This is a genomic window from Alloalcanivorax venustensis, from assembly GCF_047495515.1.
Classification (GTDB): Bacteria; Pseudomonadota; Gammaproteobacteria; order Pseudomonadales; family Alcanivoracaceae; genus Alloalcanivorax; species Alloalcanivorax venustensis.
In genome coordinates this window covers 3,421,287-3,441,347 of record NZ_CP179934.1, presented here as the reverse complement: position 1 = coordinate 3,441,347, position 20,061 = coordinate 3,421,287, and the positions used below count along the sequence as shown (strand labels likewise).

At 62.6% G+C, this 20,061-nt stretch carries 16 protein-coding genes and 5 tRNA genes; all 21 read left to right on the top strand.

All coding sequences use genetic code 11. From position 1 onward, the window contains the following. The first annotated feature begins 203 nt into the window (after positions 1-203). The 21 genes from ACMG4O_RS16170 (at position 204) to rpsG (ending at position 20,010) form a co-directional block, all read left to right on the top strand. Positions 204-632: a hypothetical protein gene (locus ACMG4O_RS16170; protein WP_335629374.1), complete on the top strand. Its 429-nt coding sequence runs from the start codon at positions 204-206 to the stop codon at positions 630-632. 73 nt (positions 633-705) lie between these two features. Further along, a complete protein-coding gene (locus ACMG4O_RS16165; RefSeq protein ID WP_335629375.1) occupies positions 706-2,394 on the top strand; it encodes an AMP-binding protein in 1,689 nt (562 codons plus the stop codon). A gap of 3 nt (positions 2,395-2,397) precedes the next feature. After that, on the top strand, positions 2,398-3,369 hold the full coding sequence (locus tag ACMG4O_RS16160) for a biotin--[acetyl-CoA-carboxylase] ligase (protein WP_142949714.1): 972 nt from the start codon (positions 2,398-2,400) through the stop codon (positions 3,367-3,369). Continuing rightward, on the top strand, positions 3,366-4,100 hold the full coding sequence (locus tag ACMG4O_RS16155; RefSeq protein ID WP_194856956.1) for a type III pantothenate kinase: 735 nt from the start codon (positions 3,366-3,368) through the stop codon (positions 4,098-4,100). Before ACMG4O_RS16160 ends, ACMG4O_RS16155 begins: the two co-directional genes overlap by 4 nt. Before the next feature lie 22 nt (positions 4,101-4,122). Next, on the top strand, positions 4,123-4,803 hold the full coding sequence (locus ACMG4O_RS16150) for an SPOR domain-containing protein (protein WP_290508864.1): 681 nt from the start codon (positions 4,123-4,125) through the stop codon (positions 4,801-4,803). Positions 4,804-4,863: 60 nt separating this feature from the next. Continuing rightward, a tRNA-Thr gene (locus ACMG4O_RS16145) sits at positions 4,864-4,939 on the top strand. A gap of 83 nt (positions 4,940-5,022) precedes the next feature. Further along, positions 5,023-5,106, top strand: a tRNA-Tyr gene (locus ACMG4O_RS16140). Positions 5,107-5,143: 37 nt separating this feature from the next. Continuing rightward, positions 5,144-5,217: transfer RNA gene (locus ACMG4O_RS16135), tRNA-Gly, on the top strand. Between the two features lie 47 nt (positions 5,218-5,264). Beyond that, positions 5,265-5,340 (top strand) — tRNA-Thr (locus ACMG4O_RS16130). 148 nt (positions 5,341-5,488) lie between these two features. Continuing rightward, a complete protein-coding gene (gene tuf, locus ACMG4O_RS16125) occupies positions 5,489-6,682 on the top strand; it encodes an elongation factor Tu (protein WP_142949704.1) in 1,194 nt (397 codons plus the stop codon). A 61-nt stretch (positions 6,683-6,743) separates the two neighbouring features. Then, positions 6,744-6,819, top strand: a tRNA-Trp gene (locus ACMG4O_RS16120). 43 nt (positions 6,820-6,862) lie between these two features. Further along, positions 6,863-7,240 carry a preprotein translocase subunit SecE gene (gene secE / locus ACMG4O_RS16115; RefSeq protein ID WP_067606418.1) on the top strand — a complete coding sequence of 126 codons (378 nt, stop codon included), beginning with the start codon at positions 6,863-6,865 and terminating at the stop codon, positions 7,238-7,240. 9 nt (positions 7,241-7,249) lie between these two features. Continuing rightward, positions 7,250-7,792 (top strand): transcription termination/antitermination protein NusG, encoded by a 543-nt coding sequence (gene nusG / locus ACMG4O_RS16110; RefSeq protein WP_142949711.1) that lies wholly within the window; start codon positions 7,250-7,252, stop codon positions 7,790-7,792. A gap of 90 nt (positions 7,793-7,882) precedes the next feature. Continuing rightward, positions 7,883-8,311, top strand: a complete 429-nt coding sequence (gene rplK / locus ACMG4O_RS16105) for a 50S ribosomal protein L11 (RefSeq protein ID WP_142949710.1) — start codon at positions 7,883-7,885, stop codon at positions 8,309-8,311. 3 nt (positions 8,312-8,314) lie between these two features. Further along, positions 8,315-9,010: a 50S ribosomal protein L1 gene (gene rplA / locus ACMG4O_RS16100; protein WP_067609358.1), complete on the top strand. Its 696-nt coding sequence runs from the start codon at positions 8,315-8,317 to the stop codon at positions 9,008-9,010. A 306-nt stretch (positions 9,011-9,316) separates the two neighbouring features. After that, positions 9,317-9,850, top strand: coding sequence for a 50S ribosomal protein L10 (rplJ, locus tag ACMG4O_RS16095; protein WP_142949709.1), 534 nt, complete (start codon positions 9,317-9,319; stop codon positions 9,848-9,850). Positions 9,851-9,920: 70 nt separating this feature from the next. Continuing rightward, a complete protein-coding gene (rplL, locus tag ACMG4O_RS16090) occupies positions 9,921-10,301 on the top strand; it encodes a 50S ribosomal protein L7/L12 (RefSeq protein WP_067606407.1) in 381 nt (126 codons plus the stop codon). 146 nt (positions 10,302-10,447) lie between these two features. Further along, positions 10,448-14,590 (top strand): DNA-directed RNA polymerase subunit beta, encoded by a 4,143-nt coding sequence (gene rpoB, locus ACMG4O_RS16085; RefSeq protein WP_142949708.1) that lies wholly within the window; start codon positions 10,448-10,450, stop codon positions 14,588-14,590. Between the two features lie 104 nt (positions 14,591-14,694). After that, positions 14,695-18,894 (top strand): DNA-directed RNA polymerase subunit beta', encoded by a 4,200-nt coding sequence (gene rpoC, locus ACMG4O_RS16080; protein WP_194856877.1) that lies wholly within the window; start codon positions 14,695-14,697, stop codon positions 18,892-18,894. 148 nt (positions 18,895-19,042) lie between these two features. Next, positions 19,043-19,417: a 30S ribosomal protein S12 gene (gene rpsL / locus ACMG4O_RS16075; protein ID WP_067606428.1), complete on the top strand. Its 375-nt coding sequence runs from the start codon at positions 19,043-19,045 to the stop codon at positions 19,415-19,417. 122 nt (positions 19,418-19,539) lie between these two features. Then, complete coding sequence (gene rpsG / locus ACMG4O_RS16070) at positions 19,540-20,010, top strand: 30S ribosomal protein S7 (protein WP_142949706.1); 471 nt, start codon at positions 19,540-19,542, stop codon at positions 20,008-20,010. Positions 20,011-20,061: the final 51 nt, after the last annotated feature.

Below are 20,061 nucleotides of genomic sequence, written 5' to 3'. Positions count from 1 at the left end.
AGGCCCGCTCCCACAAGACCCGCTCCCACAAGACCCGCTCCCACAAGACCCGCTCCCACAAGACCCGCTCCCACAAGCCCCGCTCCCCAAACAACCTTTCTTCCCCAGGGCCACCCCAAAACCCCCGATTTTCCCTCACCACCCTTTATCCCATGCCCATGTATCTCTATGCTCAGTAAGTTACGTCGGTGATTGGAGGCTCTATGCAGTGGGTGAAGGCCTTTGTGGCCGGTTTTCTGGCTACCCTGGTGTTCCATCAAGGCCTGCTGGCGCTGCTCCATGCCGCGGCGGTGGTGCCGGTTTCTCCTTATAACTGGGCGCCGTCCGCGCCGTTGGGCGTGCCCGCCGTGTTGTCGCTGGCGTTCTGGGGCGGCGTCTGGGGTCTGCCGTTATGGTGGCTGATCCGCTTTAAGCCGGCCCACCTCTACTGGTCGGTGGCCGTTCTGTTCGGCGCCATCGCGCCCACCGTCGTCGCCATGCTTCTGGTATTCCCCATGAAAGGTATCCCGGTCAGCGCCACCACCTGGGTCGGCGGCTTTATGCTGAACGCGGCCTGGGGTCTCGGGGTCGCGGTGTTCATGGGGCCGGTGTTCCGGGCCTATCCGATGGCCCCGGAAATGATCGTTAAATAAAACAGCGGCCGCGGCGCCGCGCCGGCGCCCGCCGTATTAACTCGTGTTTTTGGTTTGGGAAAAGGTGATCACTATGACGAATGACAATAATGCCGCCATGAAGACCCCCGTCCAGGCGCTGGAAGACCGCCGCCGTCAGCAAGGCGACAGTGTTGCCATGGTCCAGCCGCTGGGTGGCGACCAGGTGCGCCGCTATACCTGGAACGAGGTGGCCGACGAGGCCTACCGCATGGCCGCCTATCTCAAGGCCGAAGGCATTCAGGCCGGCGACCGCGTGGCGCTGGTCTCCAAAAACTGCGCCGAGTGGATCATCGCCGACCTGGCGATCTGGGTCGCCGGCGGCGTCAGCGTGCCGCTGTACCCGACCCTGTTGGCGGATTCCGTACGGCTTATTCTCGAGCACAGCGAGTCCAAGCTGCTGTTCGTCGGCAAGCTGGATGACTGGGGCATGATGAAGGACGGCGTGCCCGAGGGCGTCAAACAGGTGGCGTTCTCGCTGGCGCCGGACGAAGTGCGCGGCAAGGTGCCGGTATGGACCGACATCGTCGCCAAGCAGGAGCCGCTCGCCGAAGCCGCATCCCCGGGGCCGGACGATCTCGCCACCATCATCTATACCTCCGGCACCACCGGCGTCCCCAAAGGGGTAATGCACCAGTACAAGAGCATGTCCGCGGTGGGCGCCAAGGTGATCCAGGTCTACAACCTGGAACCTTCGGACCGGATGATTTCCTACCTGCCGCTGTCCCACGTGGCCGAGCGGGCCGCCGTGGAAATGGCGCTGCTGTACGTGGGCAATACCGTCTACTTCGCCGAGTCGCTGGACACCTTCGGCGAGGACATCAAGCGCGCCAAGCCCACCCTGTTCTTCGCGGTGCCGCGTATCTGGTCCAAGTTCTACCAGAAAGCCTCCGAGGCGCTGCCGCCCAAGAAGCTCAATACGCTGCTCAAGATTCCGCTGCTCAACAAGGTGATCAAGAAGAAGGTGCTCGGCGCCATGGGCCTGGACGAATGCCGCGTGGCGCTGTCCGGTGCCGCGCCGCTGTCCACGGACATCATTTCCTGGTTCAACAAGATGGATCTGGAAATCCTGGAAGTGTACGGCATGACGGAAAACTTCGGCTGGTCGCACACCACCGAGCAGGGTGATCAGCAGATCGGCTGGGTCGGCACCCCCAACGACGGCGTTGAATGCCGCATCGGCGAGGCCGGCGAGGTGGAAGTGCGCAGCGTCGCCAACATGAGCGGCTACTACAAGCAGGCCGACCTGACCGCCGAGGTGCTGACCGAGGACGGCTGGCTGAAGACCGGCGACGTGGGCGAGATCGACGGCCGCGGCCGTCTTCGCATCACCGGCCGGATCAAGGAGATCTTCAAGACCGAGAAGGGCAAGTACGTGGCGCCGGCGCCGATCGAAAACCGGCTCGCCAGCCAGCCCGGCGTGGAGCTCGCCTGCGTCATCGGCGCCAACATGGCGCAGCCGATCGCGCTGCTCAACCTCACCCCCGAGGAGCAGGAAAAGCTCAGCAAGGGTACTGAGAAAGAGCACTTCACCCAGTCACTGAACGCCTTGCTTGAGAAGGTGAACAGCCAGATCGACGCCCACGAGCGCCTCAACGCCCTGGTGGTCTGCAAGACTCCCTGGACCGTGGAGAACGGCCTGATTACGCCGACCCTCAAGCTCAAGCGCAACGAGATCGAGAAATACTACGAGGCGGACCTGCCCACCTGGGCGGCGTCCCGTGGTGTGATCTGGGAGCAGTAATCGTTGAAGGATTCCGATCCGGACCTGCATCTGATCCGGTTGCTCGCCGACGGCCGCTTCCACTCCGGAGGTGACCTCGGTGAGGCGCTCGGTGTCTCCCGCGCCGCCATCTGGAAACGTCTGCAGCGGGCCGCCGAGGCCTACGGTCTGTCCGTGGAGTCGGTGCGCGGCAAGGGCTACCGTCTTAGCCGGGCGCTGGATCCGCTCGATCCGGCGGCCCTCGAGGAGGCCCTGCGCGGCCGCGCCGAGCTTCACTTTCAACCCGTGACGCAGTCCACCAACGCCGACGCCATGGCCCTGGCGGCGGACGCCGGCGGGCCAGTGGTGGTGACCACGGAGTACCAGAGCGCCGGGCGCGGCCGGCGCGGCCGGCAGTGGCAATCGCCGTTCGGCGCCAACCTCTATTTGAGCGTGCTGTACCAGCTGTCCGGAGGCTTCTCGTCGCTGGGCGGGTTGAGTCTCGCCGCCGGGGTGGCCGTAGGCCGGGCCCTGGCGGACACCGTGCCGGAGCTGGGGCTGGGCCTGAAGTGGCCCAACGACCTGCTGGTGGACGGCGCTAAGCTGGGCGGCGTTCTGATTGAGCTGGCCGGCGAGATGGAGGGGCAGGTCCAGGTGGTGGTGGGCGTCGGCATCAACGTGGCCATGAGCGACCACCAGGCCGAGGCCATCGACCAGGACTGGACGGACCTGCGCCGCGCCAGCGCGGCGCCGCCGGACCGCACGCGGCTGGCCACCGCCGTGGCCGGCGAGCTGCTCACCATGCTTGACCGGTTCGCAGTGGACGGCTTCGCGCCGTTCACGGCGGCCTTCGATCAAATGGACGTCTGCCGGGACCGGCCGGTGGTGATTCATACTGGCGCCGGTCAGCGCACCGGGGTGGCCCGGGGCGTGTCCGAGGACGGCGCCCTGCGGGTGGAAATAGACGGAGAGATCCATTACATGCACGGCGGCGAAGTGAGCTTGAGATTACAATGAAGTTGTTCGTGGACGTGGGGAACACCGCCTTGAAATGGCGCCGCCGTGGGGCGGACGGGACCGTGCAGGGCGGCGCCGCCCACGGCCGTGACTGGCCCCGGGCCCTGCAGGCGCCGCTGGACGCCGGCGCGGCCGGATTCGAACAGATCTGGGTGGCGTCGGTGGCCGGCGCGGAAGCGGATGAGCGCATCGGCGCCTTGATCGAGGCGCGTACCGGGGTGCCCCCGCGGTTCTACTACTCCCGGCAGGAGGACTTCGGGGTCAGCAACTGCTACCCGGAGCCGCGCCGGCTGGGCGTGGACCGCTGGGTGGCCCTGGTGGAGTGCTGGCAACGCTTCGGTGCCGGCATCATTATCGATTGCGGCAGCGCCCTCACCATCGACGCGATTGATGGCGAGGGCCGTTTTCTGGGCGGCTACATCGTGCCGGGCCTGGGCATGCTGCGCAGTGCGCTGCTGCGCGACACCGCCGACGTCCACGTGGACCAGGCCCGCCCCCGCCTGACGCTGGGGCGCTCCACCGGGGAGTGCGTCCATAACGGCCTCCTGCGCATGTCTGTGGCGTTCGTCACGGATGTGGTGGTTGAACTGCGTGAACGCCTTCCGGATACTTGCAAGGTATTGGTGACCGGCGGCGACGCGGACGAGCTCAGCTCCGCCTTTTCCTTTGAATTCATGCATTTGCCCGACCTGGTGCTGGACGGTCTGGAGCGGGTGGCGGCACGTCAATAATAAAGCTTGGGGGCGACAGTCGGTGCGATGGGTCTTTTACAGCCTTCTGGTGGTGAACCTGGTCTACCTGGGCTGGCAGCTGGTATCCGACGCCGTTTGGGGTGGCGGATCATCGGCCATTATTGAGCGCGCCGACGCCGGTGAGTCTGCCGACGCTCCCGCTCTGCGGCTGTTGAGCGAGGCGCCGCAGCCGGACCGGGCCCTGCGCCCGGATGCACCGGCGCGCCCGGGGTTGTGCCCGGTGGTCGGGCCCTGGTCGGCCCGCGGCGAGGCGGAGCGCGCCCGCGTGCAGCTGGAAGCGGCCGGGTTGGCGGCAACGATCCGCGCGGTGACGGTTCAGAAAGACCACCTCAACTGGGTTTACCTGCCCCCCTACGACAGCCGCGAGCGGGCCCTGGAAGTGCTCAGCGAGCTGCAGTCCCGGGGCGTGGACAGCTTTATCGTCAAGGCCGGGGAGGACGCCAACGCCATTTCCCTGGGCTATTTCACCAGCGAGGAGTCCGCCGAAGGGCTGCGCGTGAAAATGCATAATGCCGGTTATCCGGCCTTTGTGCGTGAGACCTCGCGGCCGGTGACCGAATACTGGTTGTACATGCCGGAAAGGGCGGACGGCGCCGCGGCGCTGGAGGATTTTCTGGTCGGCAACCCGGCGGTGAGCCGCGATCGGGTGGCCTGCCGGACCCCGGCACGACAAAACGGATAATCGCCGCGGCAATCATTGCACCCCCGATGGGCTTTCTATAGAATGCGCAGCCCTTATGCTGCTGGCGTAGCTCAGTTGGTAGAGCAGCTGATTTGTAATCAGCCGGTCGGGGGTTCGACTCCTCTCGCCAGCTCCACTTTACGCTCGCTAAGAGCTTGAAAATCCCTGAAAAGATGTTGACAAGGGGTTGGGGCGTAAAGAGAATGTAGGCCCTTTTCTGGAGGGGTTCCCGAGTGGCCAAAGGGATCAGACTGTAAATCTGACGCGAAAGCTTCGGAGGTTCGAATCCTCCCCCCTCCACCAGATTTAAGCCGACAGGCTGGCAGGCATAGGAAGGTTCGCGGGCATAGTTCAACGGTAGAACCTCAGCCTTCCAAGCTGATGATGCGGGTTCGATTCCCGCTGCCCGCTCCAGGCTGTGGTGACAATTTGGATGCCTGACAAGGCAATATGAAGTTTACGCTCATGTAGCTCAGTAGGTAGAGCACACCCTTGGTAAGGGTGAGGTCACCGGTTCAAATCCGGTCATGAGCTCCAATTTCCGGGCCCGGGTAGAACCCGGGTCCGGCTTCATGTGTCTTGGTGGTGCCCGGGTGGCCCGCGATATTGCGGTCCGTATTGTGTTTTTCCAGGCAGACGCGCCGTTCAGACGGGGATGCACAACCAAGTTGAGAGGTAGAGAGTCGTGGCAAAGGAAAAGTTTGAACGTAACAAACCGCACGTAAACGTAGGCACCATCGGTCACGTTGACCATGGTAAAACCACGCTGACCGCCGCCCTGACGCGGGTCTGTTTCGAGACCTGGGGCACCGGTTCCGCGAGCGCGTTCGATTCCATCGATAACGCGCCGGAAGAGCGTGAGCGCGGTATTACCATCGCGACCTCCCACGTTGAGTACGACTCTCCGAAGCGTCACTACGCGCACGTTGACTGCCCGGGTCACGCCGACTACGTGAAGAACATGATCACCGGCGCGGCGCAGATGGACGGCGCGATCCTGGTGGTGAGCGCGGCCGACGGCCCGATGCCGCAGACCCGCGAGCACATCCTGCTGTCCCGTCAGGTCGGCGTTCCGTTCATCGTTGTGTTCCTGAACAAAGCGGACATGGTGGACGACGAAGAGCTGCTCGAGCTGGTTGAGATGGAGATCCGCGAGCTGCTCAGCGACTACGACTTCCCGGGCGACGACACCCCGATCATCACCGGTTCCGCGCTGAAGGCGCTGGAAGGTGACACCAGCGACATCGGCATGCCGGCGGTAGCCAAGCTGGTGGAGTGCCTGGACGAGTACATCCCGGAGCCGGAGCGCGCCGTGGACCAGCCGTTCCTGATGCCGATCGAGGACGTGTTCTCCATCTCCGGCCGCGGTACCGTGGTAACCGGTCGTGTGGAGCGCGGTATCATCAAGGTGGGTGACGAGATGGAAATCGTGGGTATGAAAGACACCATGAAGACCACCTGCACCGGCGTTGAGATGTTCCGCAAGCTGCTCGACGAAGGTCGTGCCGGCGAGAACGTGGGCGTGCTGCTGCGCGGAACCAAGCGTGACGAAGTAGAGCGTGGCCAGGTGCTGGCGAAGCCGGGCTCCATCACCCCGCACACCAAGTTCGAGGGTGAGGTGTACGTGCTGAGCAAGGACGAGGGCGGCCGTCACACCCCGTTCTTCAACGGCTACCGTCCGCAGTTCTACTTCCGGACCACCGACGTGACCGGCGCTTGCCAGCTGCCGGAAGGCACCGAGATGGTGATGCCGGGCGATAACGTGCAGATGAGCGTCGAGCTGATCGCACCGATCGCCATGGAAGAAGGCCTGCGCTTCGCGGTCCGCGAAGGCGGCCGCACCGTTGGCGCCGGCGTGGTGTCCAAGATCATCGAGTAAGACAGTTAGTGTGTTGATGGCCGGGGCTTTCATGCCCCGGCTGTTGCATTTGTAAAGTTACAGGCCAGTAGTTCAATTGGTAGAGCACCGGTCTCCAAAACCGGCTGTTGGGGGTTCGAGTCCCTCCTGGCCTGCCAAATTTCCCAGAGCTGCCATTCGGGCGGCGGGGTGCATCGGCAGATGACTGAGAAAGCACAAGGGCAGTCTGGCTCCTCCTCCGTTCTGGAGGGCATCAAATGGCTGGTGGTGGCTGCATTGGTAGTCACCGCCGTGGCCGGTAACAGCTATTTCTCCGACATGTCCCCCCTGTATCGGGCGCTGGGCGTCGTGGTGGTGGCTCTGCTGGCGGCCTTCGTGGCCCTGCAGACCGAGCAAGGCAAGGCGTTCAACCAGTTGCGCAAGGATTCCATGGTGGAGCTGCGCAAGGTGGTCTGGCCCACGCGCCAGGAAACGCTGCAAACCACGGCGATTGTTCTGGTGTTCGTATTGATCGTGGCTTTGCTGTTGTTCGTGCTCGACTGGGTGCTCAACGGCGCAATCTCGATGCTCATCGGCTAAGGGGTGCACATGGCAAAGCGTTGGTACGTGGTACACGCTTATTCCGGCTTTGAAAAGCACGTCAAGCGGTCCCTGGAGGAGCGGATCAAGCTCAACTCCATGGAGGAGCTGTTTGGCGAGATTCTGGTGCCCACCGAAGAAGTGGTGGAAATGCGCGCCGGCCAGAAGCGCCGGTCCGAGCGCAAGTTCTTTCCCGGTTATGTGCTGGTGCACATGGAAATGAACGACGACTCCTGGCACATGGTCAAGGAGACGCCCAAGGTGATGGGCTTTATCGGCGAGGATCCGAAAAATCCGGGTCGCGTGTCGCCGATCACCCAGAAAGAGGCGGACGCCATTCTTCGCCGCATGGACGATGCGGTGGAAAAGCCGAAGCCGAAAACCCTGTTCGAGGCGGGCGAAGTGGTCCGCGTTACGGACGGGCCTTTCGCCGACTTCAACGGCGTGGTGGAAGAAGTGAACTACGAAAAGAGCCGCCTGCACGTGGCGGTGTTGATTTTCGGTCGCTCCACCCCCGTGGAACTGGAATTCGGACAGGTCGAGAAGACCTGATCCCTGGTGTCTTCCGCTGTTGTGGCGGAAGGCGGATGACCAACCTCAGGGGAGCCCGTTCCCGGGCGCTTGAACCCAAGGAGTCTTATCATGGCTAAGAAAGTAGAAGCCTACATCAAGCTGCAGGTGGCAGCGGGTCAGGCTAACCCCTCACCGCCGGTGGGTCCCGCTCTGGGCCAGCACGGCGTGAACATCATGGAATTCTGTAAGTCTTTCAACGCCCAGACCCAGCAGATGGATCAGGGTGCGCCGGTGCCGGTGGTGATCACCGTTTACGGTGACCGCTCCTTTACCTTCACCATGAAGACGCCGCCGGCGTCTTACCTGCTGAAGAAAGCGGCCAACATCAAGAGCGGCTCCGGTGAGCCCAACACCAAGAAGGTGGGCACGGTGAACCGGGCGCAGCTGGAAGAGATCGCCAAGGCCAAGGAGCCTGATCTCACCGCCGCGGATCTGGACGCCGCAGTGCGCACTATCGCGGGCTCCGCCCGTTCCATGGGCCTGGACGTGGAGGACTAACCAATGGCTAAGCTGTCCAAGCGCGCCCGCGCCATCCGTGAAAAGATCGAGCCGGGCAAGTTGTACCCGGTGGAAGAGGCCGTGACTCTGCTGGCCGAGATGTCCACCGTGAAGTTCAAGGAATCCATCGACGTGTCCGTGAATCTGGGCGTCGACCCGCGTAAATCCGACCAGAACGTGCGTGGCGCCTCCGTGCTGCCCCACGGTACCGGTAAGACCGTGCGCGTCGCCGTATTCGCTCAGGGCGCCAAGGCGGAAGAAGCCAAGGAAGCCGGCGCGGACGTGGTCGGTTTCGACGACCTGGCCGAGCAGGTTCAGGGCGGCGAGATCAATTTCGACGTGGTGATCGCTTCTCCGGACGCCATGCGCGTGGTCGGTAAGCTGGGCACCATCCTGGGTCCCCGCGGTCTGATGCCCAACCCCAAGGTGGGCACCGTGACTCCGGACGTGGCCCAGGCGGTTAAGAACGCCAAAGGCGGTCAGGTGCGTTACCGCACCGACAAGGGCGGCATCATCCACTGCACCGTGGGTCAGGTGGGTTTTGACGCCAACGCCATCAAGGAAAACGTGGAAGCGCTGATCAACGACCTGAAGAAGGCCAAGCCTTCTTCCGCGAAAGGGGCGTATTTCAAGAAGGTCACGCTTTCCAGCACCATGGGCCCGGGCCTGGCGATCGATCCCGCCTCCCTGGCCATGTAAGAAAACGGGCCGGCTTAGGCCGGTCCAAAGGGCTTTGATCCCGGCGGCGGCCTCGCAAGAGGCGCGGCCGACGGGGCGTCAAAGACCGCAGGTCCGCTGACGTGAATGGAGTCTGGCTTTATGAGCCAAGTTTCCGTCCGCGATTAAAGGGTAACCGCCTGCGCAGGCGCGGTAGTTACAAATCCTGTGTCAAAGCAGGGGCTGGCTTCCGCGATACCGACCGGGCAACCGGTCATGGCAACCGCCGGGTACATCAGCAAGGCAGTCGATGAATCCGGTTAAGTTTGTGAATCCAGGAGGTAAATCGTGCCTTTGAATCTGGAGGACAAACGGGCGATTGTGGTTTCGGTGAATGCTGCGGCTTCCGAAGCGCTGTCCGCCGTGGTTGCCGACTATCGTGGTCTCTCTGTGGCGGAAATGACCAATCTCCGTCTCAAGGCCCGCGAAACCGGCGTGTATCTGAAAGTTGTTCGGAACACGTTGGCCAAGCGCGCCGTTGCAGGTACTGAGTATGAGTGCCTCACCGATGCGCTGGTCGGCCCCACGGTTCTGGCTTTTTCCCAAGAAGATCCGGGCGCAGCTGCCCGTCTCATCAAGGATTTCGCCAAGGACCACGACGCGCTCGAAGTTAAAGCATTGGCGATAGGCGGTGTGGCTTACGACGCTAAGGATATCGACATCCTGGCGAAGCTGCCCACCCGTGATGAAGCCATTGCTCAGCTTATGTCCGTCATGCAGGCCCCGGTGGCCAAGTTTGTCCGCACCCTCAACGAGGTACCGGGCAAGTTTGTTCGCACGATGGCCGCTGTGAAGGACAAGAAACAGCAGGAAGCTGCCTGAGCCTCAGGCCGGCAGCGTAACTACCCGATTCACTCGGGATCGCCCGTACGGTGATTTTAGGAGATTGAAAATGGCCGTTTCCAAAGAAGATATCCTCAGCGCAGTAGCTGATATGAGTGTTATGGACCTCGTTGAACTGATCGAGGCCATGGAAGAGAAGTTCGGCGTAACCGCCGCTGCCGCCGTTGCCGCTGCTCCCGCAGCCGCTGGTGGTGACGCTGGTGCCGCCGCCGAAGAACAGACTGAGTTCGACGTGGTTCTGACCGGTTTCGGCGACAAGAAAGTCGGCGTGATCAAGGCAGTGCGCGAAGTGACCGGTCTGGGTCTGAAAGAAGCGAAAGAACTGGTTGAGAGCGCACCCGCTCCGGTCAAGGAAGGCGCTTCCAAGGACGAAGCCGAAGAGATCAAGAAAAAGATCGAAGAGGCCGGCGGTACTGCTGAGCTCAAGTAAGCGCGAGAGCGTTATGTCTTTCCACATTATGACGGAAAGACGCCGGCTGGCAGCTTAAGGGCTGCCAGCCTTTTGTCGTTTCTGTATGAAGGGTTTCGTACAGAAGTATCACCCAGGGGTGATAGGTCAACAGCCGAGGAACGCAGATGGCATACTCATTCACTGAGAAAAAGCGGATCCGCAAAGATTTCGGCAAGCTTCCAAAGGTCATGGAGGTTCCGTACCTTCTGGCCATACAGCTCGATTCTTACCGCAAGTTCCTGCAACACGACAAAAGCGCCGATGAGCGCTTTGAAGAAGGCCTGGAAGCGGCCTTCCGGTCCGTATTCCCGATATCAAGCTACTCCGGGAACGCGGCACTCGAGTATGCCGGCTATGAGTTCGGCAAACCCGTTTTCGATGTCAAGGAATGCATCATTCGTGGCACCACCTATGCCGCGCCTTTGCGCGTGCGTATCCGGTTGGTGATCTACGACAAAGAGTCCAATGGCGCCATCAAGGACATCCGTGAGCAGCAGGTCTACATGGGTGAAATCCCCCTGATGACCGAAAACGGTACCTTCGTGATCAACGGTACCGAGCGGGTCATCGTGTCCCAGCTGCACCGTTCTCCCGGCGTGTTCTTCGACCACGACAAGGGCAAGACGCACTCGTCCGGGAAGCTGCTGTATTCCGCCCGGGTGATTCCCTACCGTGGTTCCTGGCTGGACTTCGAGTTCGATCCCAAGGACATGGTGTACGTGCGTATCGACCGCCGCCGCAAATTGCCGGCGACGATCCTGCTGCGCGCGCTGGGCTACACCTCCGATGAAATTCTCGACATCTTCTTCGAGACCAACGAGATTCTGGTCGAAGACGGTGTGTATCGCATGCGCCTGGTGCCGGAACGTCTGCGTGGTGAAACCGCGACGTTCGATATCCTGGCCGGCGATGAAGTGGTGGTGGAACGTGGCCGCCGGGTAACCGCGCGTCACATCCGCCAGCTCGAAAAAGCCAATATCGAATACCTGGAAATTCCCGCCGAATACCTCCAGGGCCGTTACCTCGCCAAGTCCATCATCGACGAGGAAACCGGCGAGGTATTGCTGGAGTGTAATACCGAGCTGGGCGCCGACGCGCTGGAGAAACTGGAGAAGGGCGGCATCAAGCGGTTCGAGACGTTGTACACCAACGATCTCGACAACGGGCCGTTCATGTCCGACACCCTGCGTGCCGATCCCACCCGCAGCCCCCTTGAGGCGCTGGTGGAAATCTATCGCATGATGCGCCCCGGCGAGCCGCCCACCAAGGAAGCGGCGGAGAACCTGTTCCGCAACCTGTTCTTCACCGACGAGCGCTACGACCTGTCCGGCGTGGGCCGGATGAAGTTCAACCGTCGTCTGGGCCGTGAGGACGTCACCGGCCCGGGTATCATCTATGACGGTCGCTACTTCAGTAACCGCACCGATGACGAAGGCAAGCAGTACTACGAGCAGATCGGCGGCGAGACCTCCGACATCATCGACGTACTGAAGACGCTGGTGGACATCCGCAACGGCAACGGCGTGACCGATGACATCGATCACCTGGGCAACCGCCGCATCCGTTCCGTGGGCGAAATGGCCGAGAACCAGTTCCGCGTCGGCCTGGTCCGTGTCGAGCGCGCCGTGAAAGAGCGCCTGAGCCTAGCCGAGTCCGAGGGCCTGATGCCCCAGGACCTGATCAACGCCAAGCCGGTGGCGGCGGCGGTGAAGGAGTTCTTCGGCTCCTCCCAGCTGTCCCAGTTCATGGACCAGAACAACCCGCTGTCCGAGATCACGCACAAGCGTCGTGTCTCCGCGTTGGGCCCGGGCGGCCTGACCCGTGAGCGCGCCGGCTTCGAAGTGCGCGACGTGCACCCGACCCACTACGGCCGGGTATGTCCGATCGAGACGCCGGAAGGTCCGAACATCGGCCTGATCAACTCCTTGGCCAGCTACGCGCGCACCAACGAGTACGGTTTCCTGGAGTCCCCCTACCGCAAGGTGATCGACGGCAAGGTGACCGACGAGATCGAGTATCTCTCCGCCATCGAGGAAGCCGAGTGCGTGATCGCCCAGGTGGACGCCAAGATGACCGACGACGGCGGCTTCGTTGAAGACTTCGTCACCGTGCGTCACCGTTACGAATTCACCGTCATGGAGCGGGACACCATTACCCATATGGATGTCTCCCCGCGCCAGGTGGTGTCCGTGGCCGCGTCCCTGATTCCGTTCCTGGAGCACGATGACGCCAACCGCGCCTTGATGGGCTCCAACATGCAGCGCCAGGCGGTACCGACCCTGCGTGCCGAGAAGCCCCTGGTGGGCACCGGTATGGAGCGTCACGTGGCCCGCGATTCCGGCGTCTGCGTGGTGGCCCAGCGTGGCGGCGTGGTGAACAAGGTGGATGCCTCCCGGATCATCGTTAAAGTGAACGACGATGAGGTGGTGGAAGGCGAAGCCGGTGTGGATATCTACAACCTCACCAAGTACACCCGCTCCAACCAGAACACCTGCATCAACCAGCGTCCGCTGGTGAAAGTGGGTGACCGGGTCTCCGCCCGCGACATCATGGCCGACGGCCCGTCCGTGGACATGGGTGAACTGGCCCTGGGCCAGAACATGCGCGTCGCGTTCATGCCCTGGAACGGTTACAACTTCGAGGATTCCATCCTCATCTCCGAGCGTGTGGTGAAAGAGGACCGCTTTACCTCCATCCACATTCAGGAACTGACCGCCATCGCCCGGGACACCAAGCTGGGCGCCGAGGAAATCACCGCCGACATCCCCAACGTGGGCGAGGCGGCGCTGGGCAAGCTGGACGAGTCCGGTATTGTCTACATCGGTGCGGAAGTGGAAGCCGGCGACATTCTGGTGGGCAAGGTGACGCCGAAGGGCGAAACCCAGCTGACGCCGGAAGAGAAGCTGCTGCGTGCCATCTTCGGCGAGAAGGCGTCCGACGTGAAGGACACCTCCCTGCGTGTGTCCTCCGGCGTGAAAGGCACGGTGATCGACGTTCAGGTGTTCACCCGTGACGGCGTCGAGAAAGACGAGCGCGCCAAGCAGATCGAGCAGGACGCGCTGGACAAGTTCCGCAAGGACCTGAAGGACGAGTACCGCATTCTCGAGCGGGACAGCCTGGACCGTCTGCGCACCGTGATGGTGGGCAAGAAGGTCAACGGCGGTGCCGGCCTCAAGCGTGGTACCGAGCTGACCGACGCGATCCTGGACGATCTGGACGCGGCCCAGTGGTTCGAACTGCGCCCCGCCGACGACGACGTGGCCGAGCAGCTCGAGCGTACCCATCAGTACCTGGAGCAGCACAAGAAAGAGCAGGACGAGCGCTACAAGGACAAGCAGTCCAAGATCTCCGGCGGCGACGACCTGTCCCACGGCGTGCTCAAGGTGGTCAAGGTCTACCTGGCGATCAAGCGTCGCATCCAGCCCGGTGACAAGATGGCCGGCCGTCACGGTAACAAAGGTGTGATCTCCGTGATCATGCCCGAGGAAGACATGCCGTACGACGAGCACGGCGTGCCGGTGGACGTGGTGCTCAACCCGCTGGGTGTACCGTCGCGGATGAACGTGGGTCAGATTCTCGAGACCCACCTCGGCTGGGCGGCCAAAGGCCTGGGCGAGCGCATCGGCGAGATGCTGGATCAGGAAAAGAAAGCCACCGAGGTGCGCGATTTCCTGGACCAGATCTACAACCAGACCGGCGCCGGCGGCACCGACGAGGAGTGGGGCAGCTTCAGCGAAGCCGACATCATGGAGCTGGCCGAGAACCTGCGGGCCGGCGTGCCCATGGCTACCGCCGTATTCGACGGTGCCAAGGAGTTCGAGATCAAGGCGCTGCTGGAGCTGGCCGGTTACGACCGCTCCGGTCAGATCCAGCTGTGGGACGGCCGCAGTGGCGAACCGTTCGACCGCAAGGTGACCGTCGGCTACATGTACATGCTGAAGCTGAACCACCTGGTGGACGACAAGATGCACGCCCGCTCCACCGGTTCGTACAGCCTGGTGACCCAGCAGCCGCTGGGTGGTAAGGCACAGTTCGGTGGTCAGCGCTTCGGTGAGATGGAAGTCTGGGCGTTGGAGGCGTACGGCGCCGCCTACACCCTGCAGGAAATGCTCACCGTGAAGTCCGACGACGTAAATGGCCGTACCCGCATTTACAAGAACATCGTCGACGGCGACCACCGGATGGATCCGGGCATGCCGGAATCCTTCAACGTACTGCTGAAGGAAATCCGGTCTCTCGGTATCAATATCGAGCTGGAAAACGACTGAGTGCGTGACGCCGCCTTCGGGCGGCGCGCCACCCGGGCGGCGCTGCCGCCCGACCCGGATTTAGGAAAGAATCGCGAGCGAAAGCTCCATACGGAGGACTGGCCTTGAAAGACTTGCTGAATCTGCTCAAAAGTCAGGGACAAGTCACGGAATTCGACAAACTGAAGATCGGTCTGGCGCCGCCGGACCTGATCCGTTCCTGGTCTTTTGGCGAAGTGAAAAAGCCGGAGACCATCAACTACCGTACGTTCAAGCCGGAGCGTGATGGCCTGTTCTGCGCGCGTATTTTCGGTCCTATCAAGGACTACGAATGCCTGTGCGGTAAATACAAGCGGCTCAAGCACCGGGGCGTGATCTGTGAGAAGTGTGGCGTTGAAGTCACCCTCTCCAAGGTTCGCCGTGAGCGCATGGGCCACATCGAGCTGGCCAGTCCGGTAGCGCACATCTGGTTCCTCAAGTCGCTGCCCTCGCGCATCGGCCTGATGCTGGACATGACCCTGCGCGACATCGAGCGGGTGCTGTACTTCGAGTCCTTCGTGGTGACCGAGCCGGGTATGACCACTCTGGAGCGCGGTCAGCTGCTGACCGACGAAGAGTACTTCGACGCGCTCGAGCAGTTCGGTGATGAGTTCGAAGCCAAGATGGGCGCCGAGGCGGTCCAGCAGCTGCTGCTGGAGCTCGACCTGCAGGAAGAGATCAACACCCTGCGCGAGGACATCGAGGCGACCAACTCCGACACCAAGCTGAAGAAGCTGTCCAAGCGTCTCAAGCTGATGGAAGGCTTCCACGCCTCCGGCAACGCGCCGGAGTGGATGATCATGACGGTGCTGCCGGTGCTGCCGCCGGACCTGCGTCCGCTGGTGCCCCTGGACGGCGGCCGCTTCGCGACCTCCGACCTGAACGATCTCTACCGCCGGGTGATCAACCGTAACAACCGCCTCAAGCGGCTGCTGGACCTGAACGCCCCGGACATCATCGTGCGCAACGAAAAGCGCATGCTGCAGGAGTCCGTGGACGCGCTGCTGGACAACGGCCGCCGTGGCCGCGCCATCACCGGTTCCAACAAGCGCCCGCTGAAGTCCCTGGCCGACATGATCAAGGGCAAGCAGGGCCGTTTCCGTCAGAACCTGCTCGGTAAGCGGGTGGACTACTCCGGCCGTTCCGTGATCGTGGTGGGCCCGACCCTCAAGCTGCACGAAACCGGTCTGCCGAAGAAGATGGCTCTGGAACTGTTCAAGCCGTTCATCTTCGCCAAGCTGGAAGCCCGCGGCCTGGCCACCACCATCAAGGCGGCCAAGAAGATGGTCGAGCGCGAGACCGCCGAGGTGTGGGACATCCTCGCCGAGGTGATCCGCGAGCACCCGGTGATGCTGAACCGGGCGCCCACGCTCCACCGTCTGGGCATCCAGGCGTTCGAGCCGGTGCTGATTGAAGGTAAGGCGATCCAGCTGCACCCGCTGGTGTGCGCGGCGTTCAACGCCGACTTCGACGGTGACCAGATGGCGGTGCACGTGCCGCTGACCCTGGAAGCCCAGCTCGAAGCGCGCGCGCTGATGATGTCCACCAACAACATCCTCTCTCCCGCCAGCGGCGAGCCGATCATCGTACCCACCCAGGACGTGGTTCTGGGTCTGTACTACATCAGCCGTGAGAAGGTGAACGTCAAAGGCGAAGGCCGGGTGTTCGCCGACATCGCCGAAGTACTGCGCGCCCTGGGCACGCGGGAAGTGGCGCTGCACGCGCGGGTCAAGGTGCGCATCCACGAAGTGGTCAAGGATCAGGAAGGCCGCATCGAGGAAGCCACCCGTCTGGTGGAGACCACCCCGGGCCGCTGTAAGATCTGGGACATCGTCCCCGAAGGCATCGGCTTCGACATGGTCAACCAGAACATGACCAAGAAGGCGATCTCCAAGCTGCTGAACACCTGCTACCGGATTCTCGGTACCAAGGAAACCTGCATCTTCGCCGACCAGATCATGTACATGGGCTTCCGCGAAGCGACGCTGTCCGGCTCCTCCATCGGTGTCGAGGACATGGTGATCCCGGAAGCCAAGGTGAAACTGATCGCCGCCGCCGAGGAAGAAGTGCGCGAGATCGAGGAGCAGTTCGCTTCCGGTCTGGTGACCCGCGGTGAGCGCTACAACAAGGTGGTCGACATCTGGGCGCGCACCAACGACCAGATCGCCAAGGCGATGATGGACAACCTGAACAAGGAAATCGTCGTTAACCGTGACGGTGAAGACGAGACCCAGGCGTCCTTCAACTCCATCTACATGATGGCCGACTCCGGCGCCCGGGGCTCCCCGGCGCAGATCCGTCAGCTCGCCGGCATGCGCGGCCTGATGGCCAAGCCGGACGGCTCGATCATCGAGACGCCGATCACCAGCAACTTCCGTGAGGGTCTGAACGTACTTCAGTACTTCATCTCCACCCACGGCGCCCGTAAAGGTCTCGCGGACACGGCACTGAAAACCGCCAACTCCGGTTACCTGACCCGCCGTCTGGTGGACGTGGCCCAGGATCTGGTGGTCACCGAGGAAGACTGTGGCACCGAGGAAGGCCTGCTGATGACGCCGCTGATCGAAGGCGGTGACATCGTCGAGCCCCTGCGTGAGCGGGTGCTGGGCCGGACCGTGGCCCGTGACCTGGTGCGCCCGGGTACCGACGAGGTGGTCTTCACCGCCGGCACGGTGCTGGACGAAGTCTGGGTCGAGAAGCTCGAGGCGATGGGTATCGACGAGATGATCGTCCGCTCCCCGATCACCTGTAAGACCAAGTGGGGCATGTGCTCCCGCTGCTACGGCCGTGATCTGGCCCGCGGTCACCGGGTTAACATCGGCGAGGCGGTCGGCGTGATCGCCGCCCAGTCCATCGGTGAGCCGGGTACCCAGCTGACCATGCGGACCTTCCACATCGGTGGCGCGGCGAGCCGGGCTTCCGCGGTGTCCAGTATTCAGGTCAAGCACGGTGGCAGGATCCGCTTCCACAACGCCAAGCACGTGCAGCACAAAGACGGTCTGGTGATCGTTTCCCGCTCCGCGGAGCTGGCGGTGGTGGACGACCTGGGTCGTGAGCGCGAGCGCTACAAGATGCCCTACGGCGCCATGGTCACCGTGGGCGAGGACGACCAGGCCGAAGCCGGCCAGGTGGTCGCCACCTGGGACCCGCACACCCACCCGATCATCGCCGAGGTGGAAGGTAAGGTTCAGTTCGGGGACATGGAAGAAGGTATTTCGGTGAACTACCAGACCGATGAGCTCACCGGTCTGACCAACATCGAAGTGCTCTCCACCCAGGACCGGCCCTCCGCGGGTAAGGACCTGCGCCCGGTGGTTCGCGTGGTGGACGCCAAGGGGAACCCCGTGGCACTGCCCAACACCGACGCGCCGGCGGCGTACTTCCTGCCCGGCGGCGCGCTGTCCGGTCTCAAGAACGGCGCCAAGATCGGCATGGGTGACGTGATCGCGCGGATTCCGCAGGAATCCTCCAAGACCCGTGACATCACCGGTGGTCTGCCCCGCGTGGCCGACCTGTTCGAGGCGCGTAACCCGAAAGAGGCCGCGATCCTCGCCGAGAAGAGCGGTGTCGTTTCCTTCGGTAAGGAAACCAAGGGCAAGGTGCGCCTGGTGATCACCCCGGACGACGGCGGTGCGCCGTACGAAGAGCTGATCCACAAATGGCGTCTGCTCAACGTGTTCGAAGGTGAGCACGTGGAGAAGGGCGAAGTGGTCTCCGACGGGCCGCTCAACCCCCACGACATCCTGCGTCTGATGGGTGAAGTGGAGCTGGCGCGCTATATCGTCAACGAGGTGCAGGAGGTCTACCGCCTGCAGGGTGTGAAGATCAACGACAAGCACATCGAGACGATCATCCGCCAGATGCTGCGCAAGGTGGAAATCACCGAGCTGGGCGATTCCTCCTTCATCAAGGGCGAGCAGATCGAATACGCCCGCCTGATGGAAGAGAACGAGCGCCTCAACGGGGACGACAAGATGCCGGCACGCGGCTCGCGCCTGCTGCTGGGTATCACCAAGGCGTCCCTGGCCACCGAATCGTTCATCTCCGCGGCGTCCTTCCAGGAAACCACGCGGGTGTTGACCGAAGCGGCGGTGACCGGCAAGGAAGACGACCTGCGCGGTCTGAAGGAAAACGTGGTGGTGGGTCGTCTGATCCCCGCCGGTACCGGTTACGCCTACCATATGGAACGGCGCCGCCAGCGCGAGGAAGCGCACGGCGACGGCCCGACCATGGACGAGGTGGAAGCGGCGCTTTCCGAAGCACTCAGCTCCTCCGACGAGGAGTAGTCGGCTCCGGGGGCGTCTTGACTTGACGCCCCCGGATCCCTAGAATCCGTCGCCCCTGTCTATAGCCCGGAAAAGGCCGTGGACGGACCCAAGGGTGGCGAAACGAAGCAAGTTCGTCACAGAACTGTAAGCGTGGAGCAGTAGTTTCATGGCAACTGTAAACCAGCTTGTGCGCAACCCGCGCAAGAGGAAGGTTGAAAAAAGCGACTCGGTCGCCCTGCAGGGCTGCCCGCAGCGTCGCGGCGTTTGCACCCGGGTGTACACCACTACCCCGAAAAAGCCGAACTCCGCGTTGCGTAAAGTGTGCCGTGTGCGCCTGACCAACGGTTATGAAGTTTCTTCCTACATTCCCGGGGAAGGTCATAACCTGCAGGAGCACTCCGTGGTGCTGATCCGTGGCGGTCGTGTGAAAGACCTGCCCGGCGTGCGCTACCACACCGTGCGTGGCACGCTGGACACCGCGGGTGTTCAGGACCGTAAGCAGCGCCGTTCCAAGTACGGTGCCAAGCGGCCGAAGAAGTAAATCGAACCCCTTTTCTGACGGTCGGGCCGGTTGGCCCGATGGGATGAGTAAGGCCGGGCTCCGTCCCGGGTAACCCTGAAGCTTTCCCCGCCCCGGCGGGGTGAAAACGAGGAACACATCCGATGCCTAGAAGACGCGTCGTAGCCAAACGCGAGATCCTGCCGGATCCGAAGTTCGGGAGCCAGTTGCTGGCCAAGTTCATGAACCATGTGATGGTCGACGGCAAGAAGTCCGTGGCCGAGCACATCGTTTATGGCGCCCTGGACATCGTCGCGGATCGAAAGAACGGCGAGCCCCTGGAACTGTTCGAGAAAGCGCTCGACAATATCCGTCCGATGGTGGAAGTGAAAAGCCGTCGGGTCGGTGGCGCCACCTATCAGGTGCCGGTCGAAGTGCGTCCCAGTCGTCGTACCGCCCTGGCCATGCGCTGGCTGGTGGATTCCGCGCGTAAGCGTGGTGAGAAAAGCATGGCTCAGCGCCTCGCCGGTGAAGTGGCGGACGCCGCTGAAGGCAAGGGCGCAGCCATGAAGAAGCGGGAAGACGTGCACCGCATGGCCGAGGCCAACAAGGCCTTCTCCCACTTCCGCTTCTAAGCAAGAAGGTAGGATGAGTAAACCGGCCTGCTCAAGTTCAGGCCGGTTTTT